The following is a 19032-nucleotide window of genomic DNA, read 5'->3' on the forward strand; positions in this document are numbered from 1 at the left end:
GCGATTATCATACGGCAACTTTACCTTTCTTTTCGATGTGGAATGAATGAATACGAAGATGCTAGTGGTGAATCGCTGGGTGCGATGGTTGCATATTTACAGCGCCGTGCCTGTTCTCTTGTCGATGATATTTTTTGCAGTGACGGGTTTTTTCCTAAACCATACCGATTGGAATTTAGGGCAAACCAAGCAGTATGAACAATCGTTTGACTTACCTGACACCTTAGTTGAGATGGATTGGCAAGACAGTCCATCGCTGTATGCGCTGCAGGTGCTGAACTGGTTGGATCGGGAGCACAACGTGCGTGGCATCAAAATGGAGTTTGAATGGGACGAAGATGAGCCCCTTCTCGCGATTGCGCTCGACAGCCCTCATGGCAATCAGTCGATTGAAGTCTTTCCAGATGAAGGCGTTGTCGAAGTGTTTACACTGTCCTTGCCCTTGCTTGTTATGCTCAATAACGTGCACCGCGGAAAAAGTGTCAGTGATTTTTGGCGTTTATTGTCGGACCTGTCCGCGATATTTATGCTGGTGTTTTGTTTAACAGGCTTGTGGTTAGTGCTCATTAATAAAGTGCAACGTCTTACCAGCAGTGCCTGGATTACCTTAGGCTCGGTGGTGTTTTTCTTATCCCTCTATTTGATGCATTAAGTATCGAACGGGCCTTCACCAGATCCCGTTGAAGGCCTGTGTATTTCCTCTGCACGTTTTTGGCCATCCGTGCACCGTCTCGGTTCTCTTTTGCATCTCATCAACGTCATGCCAAGGTTTTACCCAGTGGGTGTGATTTAACGAAATCAGCCCTCTGACTAGCTAATTAATTGTTTTTATAAGCTTTAATAAAAAGTGGCTTAGACTTTAGTCATTCTGGCACTTTTGTTGCAAATATATCTTTGAGTGAATCAAAAGTTACAACTTAAAGGGTGAGTGAAATGCAACAAGTATTAAAAAACGTAAAACGAGGACTGCTTGCAACGGTAGCAGCTGTTGGCGTAACCCTATCACTAGGGGCTCAAGCTAACCTGTTGGCTGAAATAGAAGAGCGGGGTGTATTAAGAGTAGCGGTGCCGCAAGACTTTCCACCCTTTGGATCGGTGGGAACTGATCTGAAGCCACGTGGCTACGACATCGATATGGCGAACTACATTGCGGAACAAATGGGTGTGTCTGTTGAATTGATTACCGTCACCAGCGCCAACCGTATCCCCTATTTACAAACAGGTCGTGCTGACCTCGTCATTTCCAGCTTGGGTAAGAATGAAGAGCGTGAGCGCGCGATTGATTTCAGTCATGCCTATGCTCCGTTCTTCTTGGGTGTGTTCGGAAACGCGGACATTGCCGTCAGCAACCCCGAGGATCTGGCAGGTAAAACTGTGGGTGTGACCCGTGGTGCTGTTGAAGACATGGAGTTAGAAAAAGTGATTCCAGCCAGCGCGACGCTGCAACGCTTTGAAGACAACAACACAACCCTGTCGGCTTACTTGTCTGGCCAAGTGCAGTTGATCGCAACGGGTAACCTTGTTGCGACTGAAATTGCAGAGCGCCGTCCAAACCAAGCGCCTGTGCCTAAGTTTATGCTGCGTGACTCACCTTGCTATATCGGTCTGAAAAAAGGTGAAGCTGAGCTGCAAGCCAAGGTGAATGAGATCATTGCAAAAGCCTTTGAAGACGGCACGTTAAATCAAATCTCTGAAACGTGGCTGAAGGCACCTCTGCCTGAAGGTTTTGGTAGCTGAGGTAGAATAATGCTCAATTTCAGTGACCTATTGCCCTATACAGATCAACTCTTGAAGGGTTTATGGGTCACCGTTGAGCTGACGGTCTATGCCACACTGGGCGGTGTGGCAATAGGCACCGCCGGGGCGGCGGGTCGGCACTACGGTGGCAATCTATTACGGGGGATGATTGGTATGTACGTCGAACTCATCCGCAATACCCCCTTTATTGTACAGTTGTTTTTTATTTTCTTTGGCTTACCTGCACTGGGAATCAAGCTGTCAGCATGGGAAGCGGGGTTAATTGCAATGCTGATTAATCTTGGTGCCTATTCCACCGAAATTATTCGAGCGGGCCTGGCCGCAACACCCAAGGGACAAGTTGAAGCGGCAAAAGTATTGGGTTTAAGCCCACAGCAAGCCTTCTTTCGTGTGGTGTTGATTCCTGCGTTTGAAAAGATTTACCCAGCGCTGACCAGTCAATGCATTATCGTGATGCTGGGATCGGCGGTGGTGTCACAGATTTCGGTGATGGATTTGACCTATGCAGCCAACTTAATTCAGTCCCGCAACTTCCGAAGCTTTGAAGTGTACTTAGTGGTGGCTGCCATGTATCTGGTGCTTGCGATTCTCATGCGTCAGGCGTTTGATGCGTTGGGACGGTATTTGTTTCGTCACAGGAGATCCTCATGATTGAATTTAGTAATTGGGATTTGCTGCGCAACTTACTCTTAGCGGCACGCTGGACGGTTTTGCTCTCACTCACGGCCTTTATTGGTGGCGGTTTGGTTGGCTTGCTGTTGACAGCCATGCGATTGACGCGCCGTCGAGCCTTACATTGGTTTGTGCGCTTATACGTTGAGGTGTTTCAGGGGACGCCTCTGTTGATGCAACTTTTCTTGGTGTTTTTTGGCTTGTCTCTGATGGGGTTTGATATCTCCGCTTGGGCGGCAGCTGCCATTGCCCTCACGCTCTTTACCAGCGCCTTCTTAACTGAAATCTGGAGGGGGTGTATCGATACGTTGCCTAAGGGGCAGTGGGAGGCATCACGTTGCTTAGGCTTGAGCTTCACGCAAACGCTCAAAAACATTATTTTGCCTCAAGCGATTCGAGTGGCCTTGGCACCGACGGTTGGCTTTTCAGTGCAAGTGATTAAAGGCACTGCATTAGCATCAATCATTGGCTTTGTTGAGTTGACCAAGGCCGGAACGATGTTGAATAACGCGACGTTTGAGCCGTTTAAAATCTTTGCCATGGTAGCGCTTATTTATTTCTTACTCTGCTACCCCCTATCTTTGGTCAGTCAACGTTTGGAGAAAAAATTCAATGGCGCTCGTTAATATTGATAAAGTCCATAAATACTACGGTGACTTGCATGTCCTTAAAGGCGTTGACTTAAAGATTCAAGCGGGTGAAGTGGTTTCGATTATCGGACGCAGTGGTTCGGGTAAAAGTACACTGTTGCGTTGTATGAACGGATTAGAAGCCTACCAAGAGGGAGCCATCATTCTTGACAACAAAGAGGTCAGCAGTGATGAGCGTCAGGTGCGTGCGTTGGCACGAAGTGTCGGCATGGTGTTTCAAAGCTTCAATCTTTTTCCACACTTAACCGTTGGCGAGAACGTGATGCTGGCGCCAAAACTGGTGCTCAAACAGTCAGCCGAAGACGCACGCAAAATGGCACTGGATAAGCTAACAAAAGTGGGCTTGGCCGAGAAGTTTGACCAATACCCAGACAAGCTATCCGGGGGGCAACAACAGCGCGTTGCGATTGCAAGGGCCTTGGCCATGTCACCGAAAGTTCTGTTGTGCGATGAAATTACCTCGGCGTTGGACCCAGAGCTGGTAGGGGAAGTGCTTAAAGTACTGGAGGAACTGGCAGCCGAAGGGATGACGCTCGTACTGGTCACGCATGAAATGAATTTTGCGCGAGATGTCGGTGATCGGGTGGTGTTTATGCACCAAGGAAAAGTGTGGGAAACCGGCCCCTCTGCTGAGGTGTTTGCCAATCCAAGCACGCCCGAATTAAGAAGCTTTATTAACGCTGTGCTTTAACCAGACACCCCTTGGCCATGCCGGTCTGGTCATGTCATCTGAGCAATGCATGACCACTGGCTCAGGCTTATACAAAGTGGGCGCTGGGTGTGCATATGTGCCTTAAATAGGCAATCAGGACAGGGTCGTCGTGTTGACAAATTATGGCTTTCTAATGTAACGTTTGTTACAGTTTTGTTTATTTTTGCAACTAAAGTTTTAATACGATTTTAACTCCAAAGGATGTGTGTTGTGCGCCAAATTACCGATGTGATTCGCAAAGAGTATGAAGACTTGTCACCCAGTGAGCGACGAGTGGCCAGCTTTATTCTGGATCATTTAGATGATTTGGCCACCTATAACTCGGTGGAGCTGAGTGAGGCCTGTCAAACGTCTAAAGCAACAGTGAGCCGTCTATTCCGGCGCTTGGGATACGATAGTTTTAAAGCGATGCGCGATGAAGTCCGGGTGCTGCGTCAATCTGGCGTGCCCTTACCAAGCGGAGCTTCTGAGTCTGGCACCACCTTGCTTGATCGGCATTTTCGCCTTGAGTCGAAAAATCTGTCGCGGTTAAACCAGCAAGCCAAACTTTGGCCGCTGGATGCCATACTGAGCAAATTCGAGCAAGCCCGGCGAGTAGTGTTAATTGGTTTTCGCAACAGTTACCCAGTCGCCATGCACTGGCGACAACAGCTGATTCAAGTGCGACCCGATATTCAACTACTGCCACAAGCTGGACAAACCTTAGCAGAGGATTTAGCCGATCTAACCGATCAGGATCTGATTATCTTGATTGGATTTCATCGCCGTCCCGCGCAATTTCCAATGCTGCTCAACCGTTTAAAAAGCTTGGCCATTCCGGTCCTGCTGATCACGGAAACACAAAGCGGGTTGGACCACTCACAGGCGACCTGGTGTCTAGAAATACCACTGGATAGTGTGTCTGCTTTTGACAGCTATGCCTTGCCCATGAGCCTTGTGAGCTTTATCACCAACGCTTTGTTGCACCAACAATTGCGCCATGGTCGTCAGCGGATTGAGGAAATTAACCGCCTCTATGACAGCCTTCAAGAACTGGATTTAACCCTGAACTAATTTTCGAGATAGATGTATGCAGACCACAAGCAATCCTTATAAGCGCACGATTAACCTAGCCGATGCCCGTTTGGGAACTCAAGCTATCTTTGTTACCGATGATTGGTTCGCCGATGTAAACCGAATGCTACAACCCGAGCCACCGGTATGGAAAGAAGGGGTGTTTGACGACAATGGTAAATGGATGGACGGTTGGGAAAGTCGTCGTAAACGCTTTGAAGGCTATGACCATGCGATTATTCGCTTAGGAGTACCGGGCTTTATTCGCGGGGTGGATATTGATACTTCGTATTTTACCGGTAACTATCCGCCTTCGGCCTCGCTCGAAGCCTGTTTTTGTGCCGATGGTGACCCCACTGCGCAAACGCATTGGACACCGATTCTGCCTGCCGTGGATCTGCAAGGGAACAGTCATCATTTTCATGACACCTCCCATCAGGATCAACCTTGGACGCACCTGCGTTTTAACATTTATCCAGATGGTGGTGTTGCGCGCTTGCGTGTGTACGGTATGCCTTACCGAGACTGGTCCGACGTTGCTGATGATGAGCAGATTGACTTAGCGGCCGCTTTAAATGGTGGGCGTGCGCTTGCCTGTTCGGATGAACATTACGGCACCATCAGCAATCTGATTAATCCGGGGCGGGGCGTTAACATGGGTGATGGCTGGGAAACCGCACGCCGTCGCACGCCTGGTTATGACTGGGCGATTCTGTCCTTGGGCCATCCCGGTGTGGTTGAAAAAATCATCGTGGATACGCTGCATTTTAAAGGCAACTACCCAGACAGTTGCTCAATCCAGGCGGCGTATGTCAAAGGTGGAACGGAAAGCCAAATCGAGACCCAAAGCCTGTACTGGAAAGAGCTTTTGCCTTCTCAAAAACTGCAAATGCACCAAGAGCATGAGTTCAGTCTTGAGCTGAACGACTTAGGCCCCATTACCCATTTGCGTCTTAATATTTTCCCGGACGGTGGCGTGAGTCGTTTGCGCATCCTCGGACGTGTGTATCGAGGTTGAGCATGAAACACCTGACGCTGACGCCGCTCACTGCTGAACACTTCGCGCCTTTTGGCGATGTGATCAGCACCGAGGATAAAGACTTTTTTCTGATTAACAGTGGCTCTACTGAGCGATACCATTCACTCGCGACAGTGAACACTGGCGCTGACGATGGACGTGCCATTATCAGTATTTTTCGTAAACCCGTGGCGGATCGTTTTCCTTTGCAAGTAAAACTGCTGGAGCGGCATCCTCAGGGATCTCAGGCTTTTATCCCGCTACAGCGCAAGCCCTTTTTGATTTTGGTGGCACCTCCAGCAGATGCCCCAGATCCTAGCGCCATGCGTTTGTTTTTGAGTGATGGTCGTCAGGGCGTTAATTACCATGCGGGCGTTTGGCATCATCCCTTAATCACATTAGAGGATGATGATCAGTTGCTGATAGTTGATCGACAAGGGCAGTTGCCCAATTGTGATGAAGTGTTTTTTGATGATGCCGATGCTTGGTGGATTGCACATCCTTTTCAGGAAAAAGAGGAAGGAACGCTATGACGAATACAGGTTACCCACGTGATTTGATTGGTTATGGTGCCACGCCGCCAGATCCCAAGTGGCCCAATGGCGCGCGCTTAGCCCTGAATTTTGTACTCAACTACGAAGAGGGTGGGGAGATGTCGGTGTTGCATGGCGATGCCCATGCGGAGACCTTTCTGTCGGAAATCGCAGGTGCAAGCCCTTATCCAGAGCGCCACATGAGCATGGAGTCCATCTATGAATATGGATCGCGTGCTGGGGTTTGGCGCATTCTGCGAGAGTTTGAACAACGCCAACTGCCGATGACCATTTTCGGGGTGGCCATGGCTTTGCAGCGTCATCCTGATCTGTGTGCTGAGTTCCAGCGTCTAGGTCATGATATTTGTTGCCATGGTTTGCGTTGGATTCATTATCAACATATGCCTGAAGATCAAGAACGCGAACACCTGCAAGAAGCCATTGCTATTCTAAAATCCCTAACGGGCGAAGCGCCTTTGGGCTGGTACACTGGGCGTGACTCACCGAACACGCGTCGTCTTCTTGTTGAAGAGGGTGGGTTTCTTTACGACTCGGATTACTATGGTGATGACTTGCCGTTTTGGACGGAGGTGCAAACGAGTTCAGGTGAGTCGAAAAAGCATCTGATCATTCCGTATACACTGGACTGTAATGATATGCGCTTTTCGTCGCCACAAGGCTTTGCCGATGGTGAGGAGTTCTTCAATTACTTGCGCGATAGCTTCGATGTGCTGTATGCCGAAGGGGCGTATGCTCCGAAGATGATGTCTGTTGGTTTGCATTGTCGTTTGGTTGGACGTCCAGGGCGCTTTAAAGCTCTGCAACGGTTTTTAGACCACGTTCAAGCGCATGAAGGGGTGTGGGTGACACGTCGGGTTGATATTGCGAAGCATTGGGTTGGGGAGCATGGGTAGTGTGCCTGGGTGCCTTCTGGGGTGGTGATACCGCTGCCGAGAGACACGCTTTGCGTCATCCCTGACCGCTCGACTGCCGCCGTCCTGGCGGCAGACGGTCTCCCAGCAGCGGCACCACCACCCCTCTAGAACAGGGTGCCCTCAAACTATACATTTAAGGTTTAAGAGAAAACTTCGTTAGATGAAAACTCACATTCAGATAAGGCGGCGGCACGCCACGTTGAGTCCATCCCGAAAATGACAAATGCAGCTTTTCGTTTTTGGCTGTAGGTGGATGCCAGTTGGTTCGTGAGATTTTTCACGTCTTCTTCCAACAACTGTCTAACCTCGATATAGCAGATTTCACGCATCCATCTGCCGTTTATTTCACTGCATGAGTAGAGTTCCAGCTGGCCAGACGTCAAGTTTGCAAGAAACTCTTTGGGCAGTAGTGTGCGTCGAAAATCGAAGGGTGGAAACAAGTCATTTTCAGCCGTCGTGGCGGAAAGTTTTTTAGCTAGCTCAGCTCTACAACATAGCTCTAAAGACATGAGAAGGTGCGTTAAAAAATTATATGTGTAGTGTTCAAGGCACTGTAGCTGTTTAACTGGGTAGTCTTCTGAAAAATGATAATCCAGGCTTTCAAACTGGCATTGAAAATGAACCGCCGTTTTCCAAGTTTGAGTTAACGTATCAAGGGCATAGATATGATCATAATCCTCAGTATGATTTTCACCTTCAGGTGAAGGATTGTCGCGATACATGGTGAGCTTGATGGTACTTGATAGTATTAAAATTTCATCGAGACGTGTGTTAAGTCGGCTTAAATTTTCTTGCAGGCATAATGTGGATGTCTCTGCAGTCAAGCCTGTAATACAGTCGGGGGGATTCGCCACTAGAGGATCATAGTCGCCAATATAGGATTTCCATTGATCAAAAACATCATTCAGCATGATTGCCGGAGCACTGATCATCACTGGAGACAGGTTGCTGGAGGATACTTTACCACATGAGTATCTAGCGCTATGGCGTTACAACGAGGCTTTATTTACACGATTGTTGTTTCGTGCAAGTCAAGAGTCTTTGTTAGAGCTATTGGCGGATCGAAAGTATGGAGGCATCAAGCATCGGAAAAAGCGAAAAACCGAGTCGTTGCTCCTAGTCCCCATCCGTGTCAAAATTGAGCGATACACGAACGAGAGGATCCCTCCATGAATCTCCAGAAAATTGAAGACGAGGCTCTCCACCTTCCTAAAAAGGAGCGAGCCCAATTAATCCAGCGACTGGTATTGAGCCTAGAGTCTCCGTCAGAAGAAGAGCTCAGATCCGATTGGTTGCTTGAGGCCCGGCGTAGAGGCGAAGAGCTCGATAATGGCACAGTTCAGGCTGTGTCCGGTGAGGATGTCATTAGGAAGGCTAGAGCACTCATCAAATGAACTATTCTTTTCACCCGGCAGCGGAAGCCGAGTTCCTGGAATCGGTTGGCTATTACGAATCAAAAGTTCCGGGATTGGGTGGCACCTTCATAGAGGAATTTGAGGCCCTGGCCAATTTAGTCGGCGAGTCACCAAAAGCCTGGCAAATTGAGTTGCCGCCAGATATCCGTAGAGCACCCCTTCACAGATTTCCGCTATCTGTTGTTTACCGAGAAAAGTCTAATGGTTTTCAAGTCCTGGCTGTTGCCCATGACCAGCGACGTCCGCAGTACTGGCTAGGCAGGCTTTAACAATCGGCTGCACAGCGACCGATTTTCCGCCGCTTTACTGCTCCAAGCCTGCCGTGAGAATGTCCTATTCATGGCACTGTCAGCTGACAGCCAACCCCATCACAGCACTTTAGCCGATTTCATCTCTCGAATGGATGAGGTGATTGCACCCTTGTTCACACACGTTCTAATGGTGTGTGATAGCTTAAATCTAATCGGACGGGAGATGTTCGCGATTGATGGCTGCAAGATGCCCTCGAACGCTGCCAAGGAGTGGAGTGGCACACATGCGGAGTTGAATCGTAAGAAAGCCAAGATTGATCGCTCCGTAGAGCGAATGCTAAAAGCGCATCAAACGGGTGATCAACAGGATCAACCCATTGAGGTCACCGACCGTGAACGTGCCCAGATCGTGAAGCTTGAAAAGGTTTCAGCCAAGATAAAAAAACACTTAACAACGGCACCTGAGCGGTACGGTCAACGGGGTACTCCAGTTAAAGGCTATATCACTGATATCGCAGATAATCAGTTCCGTAAGCTTGATCCAATATTTGCAGAATCTATCACTTTCAATGAAGCCAAGGCTCAACACCGTAAAGAGCGTGGTGGTCAAGTAGCGAAGCGCTTTACACCTGCTGACTTTGATTATGATCCTGTGACTGAAACCTGCCGTTGTCCGGCGGGTAAGCCGATGTGGAAACGCTTTAAGGGTAAGATTGCCGACCAAGACATGATTAGCTTCCAAGGCTACCGCCAGAATTGCCGAGATTGCCCATTAAAGCATCAGTGTTTGCGCCGAGTGAATCAAACGGATGGACGCCAAGTGAGCTTTGCACTGAGTGATCGCAAGGCTGCACCGGGGTTTATTGAGAAAATGAAGCAAAAGATAGACAGCCCGATGGGACAGCATATTTACAGTCAGCGCTTAGGCACAGTAGAACCAGCGTTTGGCAATCTGGAAAGCAACAAGGGACTGAATCGATTCACCTTAAGAGGCAAAACCAAGGTCAATTCGCAGTTGTTAATGAGCTGCATTGTGCACAATATCGAGCAGGGGCAACAATGAGGTAAAACTTAAGAGTTGCGGATAAAGTAATCTTTAGTCCATAAGTTATTGAGTGTAGGTTGTTCGAATAGGTGATTTAGGTCATCGATTTGGGCGGTAAATAAAGATTATAGAAAAGGGCAGGCTGTTGATACTGGGGATTTTGATTTCAAAATGTCTAATCCGACATGCTCGTTATGAGAAGTAATTTATGAACTACATACTAGATAGCAATGTATTTGATTACATATTGGATAACGGAATCGAAGTTATAAATCTTCCTTTATCCAATAATATATATATTACTAATGTCCAGATTAGTGAAATATATAATACTCCCGACGCTGTGAGGCGAAAACAACTTGAAGCTATAATTACTGAGGTTAACCCAGAGAAATTGTTACTCGAATCGGGGGGGTGGATAGATGATTTAAAATGGGATGATGAGCAGCCTTGGATTGATACGGTTTCGAAAGACTGTGAAAATTTACTTGGTAATGCGAAGACTCCGCCATGGAAAGATGCACTGATCGGTGAAGTTGTGAAAAGCAAAGGTTTTACGTTGGTTACCAATGATAAAAAATTCTATAATAGAGTCATTAAGAGTGGTATTAATGTTTTAAATGCCTATGAGTTTTTCAATCAAAACTCATAACAAAATGTTGAAACTCGTTTGCTTGCGCACGGAGATCTTCACTGCTACGCAGCTTCGGTCCTTTAACGCAGTGTTTAGGCTATAGGAAAACCTCTCCGTCTATGCTTTGAAAAGACTTTCAGGAAACGGAGACTTCAGGGTGACAAAGTTCAAGCTTTATGATTACAACCAGATGTAAATGGTGGTTAACTAACTTATAAAAGTAAAGGCTGAAAGTACAGAGTTAATAAGTGATTGTTGACTGAAGTCATTAGTTAAAAATTGATAATATACAAAGGGTTATAGTAGAGTAGCTCATCAGAATTAGGTTTTTCAACAGGCTCGTTATTCATACAGGAGAGCGACATGAAGGAAACTGGAAAAATCAACTATGTCGAGATTCCGTCAAGGGATCTTGAAGCAACAAAAGCGTTCTTTACTTCTGCTTTTGGATGGTCATTCATCGACTATGGCCCCGAGTATGTGGCAATTGAGAATGCTGGTATAGATGGGGGCTTTTATAAATCTGACAAAGTATGCTCACCCGAGCACGGTAGTGTACTGGTTGTTCTGTATAGCTCGGAGCTTGAAGAAACGGTTAAGAAAGTCATATCGTCAGGTGGCAAGGTGGTTCAGGATATATTCGATTTTCCAGGTGGCAGGAGGTTTCACTTTACCGATCCAAATGGAAACGAATATGCTGTTTGGTCGGAGCCGGATGCATAAACAAGCCATCAAAGAGTTAGAAATGCATACTGAACAGGCTTTCGTTGGTAGGGCAAATGTTCATTCATCCGGCTCTTTTGTCCCATCTTCTCGAAGCATTTCAATAATCGCGCGTCTCATCCAGTTGTGTCCGGCATCGCTCTCCCGTCGTGAGTGCCAGGCCATGCTGAATTCAAAAGGATCAATGGGGTAGGGGGGCGTAAAAAGCTGCAGTGGTGAGTCCTCCAAAAATAGATCAAAGCTGCGCCGAGCAGCCGTCAAGATTAAGTCCGTGTTTTCTACCACACGGCTAGCCACTCCCCAGTGGGGTAGGGTCATGGCGACTCGACGGGTCACTCCTTCTCGATGCAAGGTGTTCTCTATCTCATTGCTTTCGCTACTTTGCATGGCAACCAGAACATGTGGCCGCCTGAGCCATTCTGTTTTCTCAAGACCGCCCTCTTTAGGGAGCGTATTTCTATCTGCAGCGCAAACGAAGTGCTCGATGAATAGCGTATGTGTACGTAGCTCATCGGACAAAGGCGAATGAAAAACACCAAAAGCCATGTCGATATCCCCATCTTGGACACCTGTCAGCATCGAGGTGCGGCTAGCCTGAACGACTTGTAGGTCAATCCCTGGAGCGTTTGATCTGAGTATCCGAACTAGGCCAGGTAGTATCACACGAGATCCATAGTCCGACATGGCAAGCCGAAACACCCGTTTCGCTTGGGCGGGGTCAAAGGCTGGCTGTTTAATCAGCATGCCGAGCTGATGCAGCGCTTCTGTTAAGGGTGGTAGCAATTCATTGGCGCGTGAGGTGAGTTCCAGCTTACCTGTTCGTCGAACCAACAGAGGGTCGTCAAAGATGATTCGCAGGTTGGCGAGTGCATGGCTGACGGCTGGTTGGCTTTTATGTAAGCGTTGTGCTGCACGCGATACGTGTTTTTCCACCAATAGTGCGTGCAGGGTGACCAATAGGTTGAGATCGATACGTCTTAATTTATTCATAATGCGAATATAAATAAATAAAAAATGGAATTTGAATTCGTAATATGAATTATACAAGATAAAAGACCTTTTACGATGTCTCAGGAGTTTTGTTATGAATTCACCTTTTACGTTGGTGGCGCTTGCGGCTGTGGCGGTTATCGCGGGTGCTTTGGTGCCTTTACAAGCTGGCAGTAATGCTGAATTGGGTCGAGCGTTAGGCCACCCTCTTTGGGCGACCTTGGTTTCGCTTGTTGTGAGCATATTCGTCGTTATACCTATCGTGCTTGCCATGCAGGCACAAGCTCCTGCTCTGGTGGCCATCAGGCAGCTACCTGCTTGGGCTTGGCTGGGCGGTGTGGCAGGAGTTATCTACATTTCATCTGCACTGATCTTGGTACCGCGCGTCGGGGCGACCAGCTTTATAGTATGTGTCATTGCAGGGCAACTGATTACGTCACTGCTGTTGGACTATCACGGCTGGATGAATCTGCCCGAGAGGGAGATTAGCATTGGGCGTATGGTAGGCGTCATCTTTGTGCTGGTGGGTATGGTGACGGTACAGTGGTTTTCGCCGACTGTTCTGCCAGCTCACCCGAGTACTAAGCAGGTCGCAACTGAAACCTATGGATCTGCTGAATCCAAGGGATGATATGTCCGAAGGCTCGTGGACATGAGTGTTCAAAAGCTTGGAAGAAAATAAGTTTATTTGAAACAAGATGGCAATGAGCTGTTCTAGTCAATCAGCCTAAGCTATTGGGAGGGCTTAATGAGTATCAAAGCCATCCAGCAGTCGTACCAAAGGCTCGCTTTGTATGTTTATGCATATTGTCTCTTTTAAGATACATTGCTATAGTCTCTTTACAAGGATGAACTAGAGTCAGCTATGCCAGAAATTGATGCTCTTTTAGGTCTTTCATTTTGCTTGTATTTCTTTGATAACAAGCAGCATAAATTGCCTCATCTTCACGTTAAGTACGGCAGTTATGAGTTAATTATTGCTATTGAAACGGGCGAGTGTTTAGAGGGGTATTTACCCAATAAGCAACGAAAACGTGCTGAAAACCACATACAAATGCATAGCGAACAACTAATGGCTATGTGGAACAAAGCGGTGAAAGGTGAAAACCCAGGTAAGTTAGGTGATGTATGTTAAAAGTCATAGATGTTGATTTTGTATCAGGTCATACATTAGAGCTGACGTTCAATGACGGTTTCCAAGGTCACGCCGACTTGGCGGAGTACTTTACAAAAGCGCCATTTTCAGAGGTTAAGGATTTTAAACGATTTTCTTTGACTGGCGATGGATCTTTAAACTGGAGTGGTAATGAGCTCTCTGCGGCGACACTTCGTGACATTACAACAGGCTCACAAACGTCTGTTGAGTCAAGTTTTAATGTTCAAGAAATGGAAGCTGTTATCAAACAAGCATCATGGGAGTCTATGATGGAAGGCCGCCCAGACATTCTACAAGCGGTCATTCGCTCTTATGTTGAACAGTTTGGTCATGGTCAAGTCATTGCAAAAGCCGGCATAAAAAGCCGCACTAGTGCATACCGTTCATTGAAGCCCGAAACGACGCCAAACTTTGGGACATTAGTTCAATTGGGGCATGCTGTTATTGAGTTAGCCAAAGATCGATCAGTGGCAAACAAGGAGCCACGCATATAACACCTCAGTGTCATTATTATTCTACGGGTGTGGCATGAGCTGGAGGGAGAGCGTGCGAAAATCAGATAGGCTTTTTCAGTTAACCAATATCCTGCGTAGACACCAGCCACTTACTGCCAAGCAGTTGGCTGAGAAATTAATGGTGTCTGAAAGAACCATTTATCGCTATGTTGATGATTTGTCTATATCTGGAATACCTGTTTATGGCGAACCGGGTGTTGGATATCGCTTGTCTGAAGGATTCGAGTTACCACCTTTACAATTGTCGCCGGATGAGTTGGAAGCACTGATCACCGGAGTAAGCTTCACTGCGTCTTTGACTGGAAAAAGTCTTGCTGCTTCCGCGCGTTCTTTACTGTCTAAAATTGAAGCGGCTTTACCGAATGGATCACGTATGATGTCTAGCAACGAAGATAGAGTGGTTAGGGTGCCAGCAAGTCACCGTGAATCTGCGGTATATCTTCTGTGGGGTAAGATTCATTCGGCTATAGTGGCTAGGCACTGGCTGAATATAGACTATCACTCGCTTTCAGAGGTAGTGACGACCAGAACCGTATATCCTTTAGGGCTATTCTATTGGGGAGGAAAATGGACACTAGGCTGTTGGTGCGAACTTCGCGGTGACTACAGAGATCTTAGAATAGACCGCATAACCCAATTGGAGTTGAGTGAACATGTAGCTTCTTTGCCTGAGCACGTTTCTTTGACGGCATACATTTAATTCAAAAGTATGAAACGCTAGTGACACAATGTTGTCAGTAGCAAAGCCTTACAGTTAGCACGCAACCAATAACTGAGACACTCGTATGATCAATAATGGCAAAATTAACAGCATCGGCGGTATGGAGTTCGCGACTTTCAGACTTAAAGACGACGTAACAGAAGATAGATTAATTGCACACTAATAGCTGTTCTCTCTAAAATAAATCATTTATCGAGAACTCTTTCAGCTGTTAAATACGCATCCTTTCGATCACGTTTTCTAACAGCCAGGACAAGAATAATCAGGTCATCATCTTCAACCTTATAGACTAAGCCGCACCAACCCAGCCTGCTTCTTTTATTTCATATACCTGAGTCTGTGAGCTGAACTAACCATTACCGCGTTTACTGATTTGAGCTCTAAATTGAATACCTTTGTGTTTTAAACGATCTATCAAGCGCTTGTGTTTCGGATTTTCACACCCTGTAATTGATAATTGTCCTTAAGTCACTGATTCAGGCCATATTTAGATAAGGGATAAAGCGAGCCACATTAATTTGTATATTTAAAGGATTGCGGCTCATGGACTCAAAAATAGTTTACATTAACCAATTTATTTTTTTGTATACTAAATTAGCTTTTTAGGTTGAATTCTGAGGGACCGTAGATTGCAATAGGTGCCTCAGAATAGCTAGCCCACAGTTGATCACCAAAATCATAATGCCACCACTCGCTAGGAAGATTGGTAAAACCTTGTTGACACATGCTGTTAAATAGAAGGCGTCGTCGATCTCGAATGAGTAGGTTTTCTGAACCTTCTGATGGTTTTTCAAAGTAGTTTGTATGGGAAGCAGGTGAAGCTTCATCAAATCGTGTACCCATGTTTAGCATTAGACCATCTGCATCACAGAGTGTGACATCGACGGCTCCGCCTGTTAGATGAGGGCTGGGAGCCTGTGGATCACGGCTTGCAATTGAAACAAACTCGCGTGTCATTGCGATCAAATCAGACTCGCTGGCGTCAGGGTGTTGGTGGTGCATGGTCTCATACAGGCTGTCAAACAGATATTGCTGTACCCGCCAAGGTCGCCAGCCATCCAGAATTACCAGACTGAGGCCATTAGGTAGCGAGCGAGCCGCCTCCAGCAGGCGGCGGTAGACACCCTCGCGGATAAAACAGTCCGCTACTGCACCTGGTGTGCCCAGTCGATTATAGGCAGGAAACACCTTGATCGGTGCTGGTGCCAGAGATAAAGGCACCAGTGGTTCGGCACACTCCTGAATCGGAATCCGGCTGACTTGGTTCCAGTCAGGCTCCGTCTGGTGAGGAATGGGTTCTAGCAAGCGTTCGTTGTGTAACAATTTCATAGTGTTCAATATCCGTTTATCCGAGTGTGTTAGGCAGCCAGAGCGTCAGTGCCGGGAATAGTATCAGCAAGACCAGAACCAGAATGGCGGTCAGCACAAAGGGCCAGATAGTCTTGAAAAGCTCGACGATTTCGATACGGCTGACAGCTGCAGCGACAAATACACAGGCCCCCATTGGTGGTGTAATCAAGGCAATCGTAATGTTTAGAGTAATGATGATGCCCAGATGTACGGGGTCGATGCCCGCCATCATGGCAATCGGGGCAAAAATAGGCGTTAACAGCATCAATGCAGATACCTCTTCCATGAACATGCCAGTGATAAAGGTGATCAGGCTGAGTATCAGCAGAATCATAACTGGCTTATCCACATAGGGTGCTAGCAGCTCAACAAACTGAGCAGGTACCTGTGCGTAGGAGAGTAGCCAGCTAATAGTGGCTGAGGCTGCCATGATCAGAAAAATAGCCGATGTCAGGCGAGCCGTGTCCTTGATCGCCTGCCATAACGCTCGCAGGCTGAGTTGCCCCAGCAGCATGCCACACAGCGCCACATAGGCAGCTGTCAGTGCGCCGGATTCTGTCGGTGTTACGATACCCATGACGATGCCTGCCACGATGATAAAGGGCGCGACCAGCGCGGGCATGGCACCCAGTGTTGCCACTGCAAGCAGTTTTAACGGTGGAAATCCCCCTTGCTTCTTGAGTTGGTGCTTCCACGCATACCAAGCATTTAATCCCATGAAGGCGATACCCAGAATCAGGCCGGGAATAACACCTGCTAGGAACAGACTACCAACAGAGGTGTTCGTCAACGAGGCATAGAGGATCATGAAAATACTGGGCGGAATAATCGGGCCGATCAATGAGCTGCCTGCGGTAAGTCCCGCTGCAAACGCGGTAGAGTACCCTTCTTTTTTCATCGCTGGTACCAGCAATGAACCCAGTGCTGAGGTGTCAGCTACCGCCGAGCCATTTACACCAGCAAAAAAAATGCTGGAGACGACATTCACGTGGCCGACACCGCCACGTAAGTGGCCCACCAGCAGTTTTGCCAGACGCATCAGTCGCTCGGTCAGGCCACTTGCATTCATCAGGTTACCCGCCAGAATAAACAGAGGAATTGCCATCAGGGAAAATACGTTAATACCACCAAAAAACTGTTGTGGCATGATACGTCCGATCATGCTGGGGTCAACAAACATAAATCCCACTACGGCAGTGGTCAGAAGGGCCAAAAATAAGGGAAGTCCTAAGACTACATGGGCTAGGAAAACAAGTAGCATTACCAGAGTCATTGCTGATGTCTCCGACATCACGGGCAGACGTTTAGGACCATGCAGTAATACCTGCACAGCCAGCAATCCAAAGCCGATGGGCATTGACAATAGTGGCCAAGTGCGGCTGATCCCCAGTCCGGGGGTTTTGAACATGCCGACAGACATCGCATAGCGGTAGCTGAATAGCGCCGCGCACACAGCTATACCCATAGTTAACAGCCATTGATAGGTGACTAAAACCTGAGATAGGCGTTTTGAGAGTCGTGTCTCCAGCAAGGAGATACGCATATGACCACCTTCAACCCACACTGCTCCTGCCGCCAGCAAGGTACAGCCGATGATTAGGAAACGTGTAGCCTCATCGGTCCAGATCGGTGCGCCTCCTACAAGATAGCGTAGTACCACGGCATAGAGAATAATCATTATATTGGATAGCAATAGCGCACTTGCTACAAAGAGTGTCGTGCGTTGCAACCACGAAAGTGTCTGTAATCGTAACCAGTTCATGGGGTTTCTATCTCAAATAGGCAGGAGCAGCACCTAGTGCTGCTCGTATTTATAAAGTCAGACTTTACTTGGCGAGTGCTTTAGCATCTTCTAGGGCCATCTCAATTATCTGCGGATCAATACCGCGCTCATTCAGCCACTTTAGGAAAGCAGGTTGACCGATACTGCGGAAGGCTTCCATGTTTTCTCCAGTAGGACGGATCACTTCCATGCCTTTATCAGCTAAATAAACAATGCGCGACTCGACCTGTGCTTCGTTGTGAATACGAGCGGCAATGGTCGCTTCTTTAACAGCCTCTAAGAAGGCTGCACGAGTGGTCTCGTCAAAGTTTTCCATCAGAGTGCTATTGCCAACTAAAAACTGCATTGAATACTTTATGTTAGCAAGAGTTAGGTATTGCTGTACTTCGTAAAGGCTACCTAAGATTATGTACATAGGAGGATTCATTTGGCCGTCTGCGACACCAGTACGAAGTGACATATAGACTTCAGTCCAAGGAATGGGAGTTCCGGAAGCACCAAATGCTTCATATAGTGCAACTTGGCTTGGATCCATAGCGCGGAAGCGTAGCCCTTCGAAATCAGAGGGGGAGTGGATTGGGCGCTTGTTGTTGGTGAATGCTAAGAATCCGCCTTCTTCGACGACAGCCAGCATATCGATGCCAGCACGTTCTTTAAGTTTGGCTGAAATCGCTTGCCAATACTGACCTTCATCGAAGAATGCTCGAGCCGAATCGAAGTTTTCGAATAGGAAAGGTGTGGCGCTGACGAAAACCTCATCAACCAGAGGCGATACGCCAGCAAACGAGGCTATGTTCAAGCTTGGTGATGTCATAGTTTGCTCCATGCGCTCTTCCTCAGTACCAAGCATACTGTTTGGATAGAGTACCAACTCGATCTGTCCATTAGTCTTTTCTGCCACTAGTGACTTCAGATGAGTTGCAAAAACATGCACAGCATTTTTATCCGGATCTGGCGCTCCGTTGTAGCTGAGGTTAATGCTTGTGGTGGCTATAGCATAGTTTCCTAAGGTGGCGGCACACAGTATACAGCTTGCCGTAAGTGCCTTTAAGGAAAACGTTTTAAGTTTCAACATAATTATCTCCATTGTTTTTATTCAGAATAGCCGATTGACCGGT

General features: G+C 47.4%; 23 protein-coding genes and 1 pseudogene. 19 read left to right on the plus strand and 5 right to left on the minus strand.

Translation table 11 applies throughout. The annotated features are described in order from the left end of the window. Positions 1 to 46 precede the first annotated feature (46 nt). The 9 genes from F5971_RS06500 (at position 47) to puuE (ending at position 7310) form a co-directional block, all read left to right on the plus strand. Positions 47 to 652: a PepSY-associated TM helix domain-containing protein gene (locus F5971_RS06500; protein ID WP_193494482.1), complete on the plus strand. Its 606-nt coding sequence runs from the start codon at positions 47 to 49 to the stop codon at positions 650 to 652. A gap of 281 nt (positions 653 to 933) precedes the next feature. After that, positions 934 to 1737: a transporter substrate-binding domain-containing protein gene (locus tag F5971_RS06505; RefSeq protein WP_193494483.1), complete on the plus strand. Its 804-nt coding sequence runs from the start codon at positions 934 to 936 to the stop codon at positions 1735 to 1737. A gap of 9 nt (positions 1738 to 1746) precedes the next feature. Continuing rightward, the gene (locus F5971_RS06510) at positions 1747 to 2409 is read left to right on the plus strand and encodes an amino acid ABC transporter permease (RefSeq protein WP_036507830.1); all 663 of its coding nucleotides are present in this window, start codon (positions 1747 to 1749) and stop codon (positions 2407 to 2409) included. Further along, positions 2406 to 3056, plus strand: coding sequence for an amino acid ABC transporter permease (locus F5971_RS06515; protein WP_193494484.1), 651 nt, complete (start codon positions 2406 to 2408; stop codon positions 3054 to 3056). Before F5971_RS06510 ends, F5971_RS06515 begins: the two co-directional genes overlap by 4 nt. Further along, entirely contained in the window at positions 3043 to 3771 is a 729-nt protein-coding gene (locus tag F5971_RS06520; RefSeq protein ID WP_036507836.1) for an amino acid ABC transporter ATP-binding protein, read from the plus strand. Before F5971_RS06515 ends, F5971_RS06520 begins: the two co-directional genes overlap by 14 nt. 231 nt (positions 3772 to 4002) lie before the next feature. Further along, positions 4003 to 4845, plus strand: a complete 843-nt coding sequence (locus tag F5971_RS06525; RefSeq protein ID WP_036507839.1) for a MurR/RpiR family transcriptional regulator — start codon at positions 4003 to 4005, stop codon at positions 4843 to 4845. Between the two features lie 16 nt (positions 4846 to 4861). Then, positions 4862 to 5863, plus strand: coding sequence for an allantoicase (gene alc / locus F5971_RS06530; protein ID WP_036507842.1), 1002 nt, complete (start codon positions 4862 to 4864; stop codon positions 5861 to 5863). Positions 5864 to 5865: 2 nt separating this feature from the next. Then, positions 5866 to 6396 (plus strand): ureidoglycolate lyase, encoded by a 531-nt coding sequence (locus F5971_RS06535; RefSeq protein WP_036507845.1) that lies wholly within the window; start codon positions 5866 to 5868, stop codon positions 6394 to 6396. Next, complete coding sequence (gene puuE, locus F5971_RS06540) at positions 6393 to 7310, plus strand: allantoinase PuuE (RefSeq protein ID WP_112158228.1); 918 nt, start codon at positions 6393 to 6395, stop codon at positions 7308 to 7310. Before F5971_RS06535 ends, puuE begins: the two co-directional genes overlap by 4 nt. A 161-nt stretch (positions 7311 to 7471) precedes the next feature. On the opposite strand, the gene F5971_RS06545 is transcribed toward puuE, so the two are convergent. Further along, positions 7472 to 8242, minus strand: coding sequence for a hypothetical protein (locus tag F5971_RS06545; RefSeq protein WP_036507846.1), 771 nt, complete (start codon positions 8240 to 8242; stop codon positions 7472 to 7474). A gap of 46 nt (positions 8243 to 8288) precedes the next feature. Between F5971_RS06545 and F5971_RS18805 the strand changes: the two are divergent. From F5971_RS18805 to F5971_RS06570, 6 genes and pseudogenes are all read left to right on the plus strand, one after another. Next, positions 8289 to 8414: pseudogene (locus F5971_RS18805) on the plus strand (IS91 family transposase); the annotation flags it as partial. Positions 8415 to 8500: 86 nt separating this feature from the next. After that, on the plus strand, positions 8501 to 8725 hold the full coding sequence (locus F5971_RS06550; RefSeq protein ID WP_036507850.1) for an addiction module protein: 225 nt from the start codon (positions 8501 to 8503) through the stop codon (positions 8723 to 8725). Then, the gene (locus F5971_RS06555) at positions 8722 to 9015 is read left to right on the plus strand and encodes a type II toxin-antitoxin system RelE/ParE family toxin (RefSeq protein ID WP_193494485.1); all 294 of its coding nucleotides are present in this window, start codon (positions 8722 to 8724) and stop codon (positions 9013 to 9015) included. Before F5971_RS06550 ends, F5971_RS06555 begins: the two co-directional genes overlap by 4 nt. A 70-nt stretch (positions 9016 to 9085) precedes the next feature. Beyond that, a complete protein-coding gene (locus F5971_RS06560; RefSeq protein WP_193494486.1) occupies positions 9086 to 10060 on the plus strand; it encodes a transposase in 975 nt (324 codons plus the stop codon). Between the two features lie 190 nt (positions 10061 to 10250). Further along, positions 10251 to 10694 carry a type II toxin-antitoxin system VapC family toxin gene (locus F5971_RS06565; protein WP_193494487.1) on the plus strand — a complete coding sequence of 148 codons (444 nt, stop codon included), beginning with the start codon at positions 10251 to 10253 and terminating at the stop codon, positions 10692 to 10694. A 345-nt stretch (positions 10695 to 11039) separates the two neighbouring features. Beyond that, positions 11040 to 11399 carry a VOC family protein gene (locus F5971_RS06570; RefSeq protein ID WP_193494488.1) on the plus strand — a complete coding sequence of 120 codons (360 nt, stop codon included), beginning with the start codon at positions 11040 to 11042 and terminating at the stop codon, positions 11397 to 11399. 60 nt (positions 11400 to 11459) lie between these two features. On the opposite strand, the gene F5971_RS06575 is transcribed toward F5971_RS06570, so the two are convergent. Beyond that, positions 11460 to 12389: a LysR family transcriptional regulator gene (locus F5971_RS06575; RefSeq protein ID WP_193494489.1), complete on the minus strand. Its 930-nt coding sequence runs from the start codon at positions 12387 to 12389 to the stop codon at positions 11460 to 11462. 94 nt (positions 12390 to 12483) lie between these two features. Between F5971_RS06575 and F5971_RS06580 the strand changes: the two genes are divergently transcribed. From F5971_RS06580 to F5971_RS06595, 4 genes are all read left to right on the plus strand, one after another. Next, positions 12484 to 13020 carry a DMT family transporter gene (locus tag F5971_RS06580; protein ID WP_193494490.1) on the plus strand — a complete coding sequence of 179 codons (537 nt, stop codon included), beginning with the start codon at positions 12484 to 12486 and terminating at the stop codon, positions 13018 to 13020. Between the two features lie 234 nt (positions 13021 to 13254). Further along, the gene (gene dhiT / locus F5971_RS06585; RefSeq protein WP_193494491.1) at positions 13255 to 13524 is read left to right on the plus strand and encodes a type II toxin-antitoxin system toxin DhiT; all 270 of its coding nucleotides are present in this window, start codon (positions 13255 to 13257) and stop codon (positions 13522 to 13524) included. Next, entirely contained in the window at positions 13518 to 14039 is a 522-nt protein-coding gene (dhiA, locus tag F5971_RS06590; protein ID WP_193494492.1) for a type II toxin-antitoxin system antitoxin DhiA, read from the plus strand. Before dhiT ends, dhiA begins: the two co-directional genes overlap by 7 nt. A 52-nt stretch (positions 14040 to 14091) precedes the next feature. Next, the gene (locus tag F5971_RS06595; RefSeq protein ID WP_223116278.1) at positions 14092 to 14760 is read left to right on the plus strand and encodes a helix-turn-helix transcriptional regulator; all 669 of its coding nucleotides are present in this window, start codon (positions 14092 to 14094) and stop codon (positions 14758 to 14760) included. Between the two features lie 615 nt (positions 14761 to 15375). On the opposite strand, the gene F5971_RS06600 is transcribed toward F5971_RS06595, so the two are convergent. The 3 genes from F5971_RS06600 to dctP form a co-directional block, all read right to left on the minus strand. Beyond that, positions 15376 to 16110, minus strand: coding sequence for a M15 family metallopeptidase (locus tag F5971_RS06600; protein WP_193494494.1), 735 nt, complete (start codon positions 16108 to 16110; stop codon positions 15376 to 15378). Positions 16111 to 16126: 16 nt separating this feature from the next. Further along, on the minus strand, positions 16127 to 17893 hold the full coding sequence (locus F5971_RS06605; protein ID WP_193494495.1) for a TRAP transporter large permease subunit: 1767 nt from the start codon (positions 17891 to 17893) through the stop codon (positions 16127 to 16129). 64 nt (positions 17894 to 17957) lie between these two features. Next, a complete protein-coding gene (gene dctP, locus F5971_RS06610) occupies positions 17958 to 18989 on the minus strand; it encodes a TRAP transporter substrate-binding protein DctP (protein ID WP_223116279.1) in 1032 nt (343 codons plus the stop codon). Positions 18990 to 19032: the final 43 nt, after the last annotated feature.

Source organism: Nitrincola alkalisediminis (assembly GCF_009821115.1).
Classification (GTDB): domain Bacteria; phylum Pseudomonadota; class Gammaproteobacteria; order Pseudomonadales; family Balneatricaceae; genus Nitrincola; species Nitrincola alkalisediminis.

What these genes read in the sequence shown, in the direction of transcription:
- F5971_RS06500 (WP_193494482.1), top strand. Translation starts at nt 47, where the DNA reads ATGAATACGAAGATGCTAGTGGTGAATCGCTGGGTGCGATGGTTGCAT.
- F5971_RS06505 (WP_193494483.1), top strand. Translation starts at nt 934, where the DNA reads ATGCAACAAGTATTAAAAAACGTAAAACGAGGACTGCTTGCAACGGTA.
- F5971_RS06510 (WP_036507830.1), top strand. Translation starts at nt 1,747, where the DNA reads ATGCTCAATTTCAGTGACCTATTGCCCTATACAGATCAACTCTTGAAG.
- F5971_RS06515 (WP_193494484.1), top strand. Translation starts at nt 2,406, where the DNA reads ATGATTGAATTTAGTAATTGGGATTTGCTGCGCAACTTACTCTTAGCG.
- F5971_RS06520 (WP_036507836.1), top strand. Translation starts at nt 3,043, where the DNA reads ATGGCGCTCGTTAATATTGATAAAGTCCATAAATACTACGGTGACTTG.
- alc (WP_036507842.1), top strand. Translation starts at nt 4,862, where the DNA reads ATGCAGACCACAAGCAATCCTTATAAGCGCACGATTAACCTAGCCGAT.
- F5971_RS06535 (WP_036507845.1), top strand. Translation starts at nt 5,866, where the DNA reads ATGAAACACCTGACGCTGACGCCGCTCACTGCTGAACACTTCGCGCCT.
- puuE (WP_112158228.1), top strand. Translation starts at nt 6,393, where the DNA reads ATGACGAATACAGGTTACCCACGTGATTTGATTGGTTATGGTGCCACG.
- F5971_RS06545 (WP_036507846.1), bottom strand. Translation starts at nt 8,242, where the DNA reads ATGCTGAATGATGTTTTTGATCAATGGAAATCCTATATTGGCGACTAT.
- F5971_RS06550 (WP_036507850.1), top strand. Translation starts at nt 8,501, where the DNA reads ATGAATCTCCAGAAAATTGAAGACGAGGCTCTCCACCTTCCTAAAAAG.
- F5971_RS06555 (WP_193494485.1), top strand. Translation starts at nt 8,722, where the DNA reads ATGAACTATTCTTTTCACCCGGCAGCGGAAGCCGAGTTCCTGGAATCG.
- F5971_RS06560 (WP_193494486.1), top strand. Translation starts at nt 9,086, where the DNA reads ATGGCACTGTCAGCTGACAGCCAACCCCATCACAGCACTTTAGCCGAT.
- F5971_RS06565 (WP_193494487.1), top strand. Translation starts at nt 10,251, where the DNA reads ATGAACTACATACTAGATAGCAATGTATTTGATTACATATTGGATAAC.
- F5971_RS06570 (WP_193494488.1), top strand. Translation starts at nt 11,040, where the DNA reads ATGAAGGAAACTGGAAAAATCAACTATGTCGAGATTCCGTCAAGGGAT.
- F5971_RS06575 (WP_193494489.1), bottom strand. Translation starts at nt 12,389, where the DNA reads ATGAATAAATTAAGACGTATCGATCTCAACCTATTGGTCACCCTGCAC.
- F5971_RS06580 (WP_193494490.1), top strand. Translation starts at nt 12,484, where the DNA reads ATGAATTCACCTTTTACGTTGGTGGCGCTTGCGGCTGTGGCGGTTATC.
- dhiT (WP_193494491.1), top strand. Translation starts at nt 13,255, where the DNA reads ATGCCAGAAATTGATGCTCTTTTAGGTCTTTCATTTTGCTTGTATTTC.
- dhiA (WP_193494492.1), top strand. Translation starts at nt 13,518, where the DNA reads ATGTTAAAAGTCATAGATGTTGATTTTGTATCAGGTCATACATTAGAG.
- F5971_RS06600 (WP_193494494.1), bottom strand. Translation starts at nt 16,110, where the DNA reads ATGAAATTGTTACACAACGAACGCTTGCTAGAACCCATTCCTCACCAG.
- F5971_RS06605 (WP_193494495.1), bottom strand. Translation starts at nt 17,893, where the DNA reads ATGAACTGGTTACGATTACAGACACTTTCGTGGTTGCAACGCACGACA.
- dctP (WP_223116279.1), bottom strand. Translation starts at nt 18,989, where the DNA reads ATGTTGAAACTTAAAACGTTTTCCTTAAAGGCACTTACGGCAAGCTGT.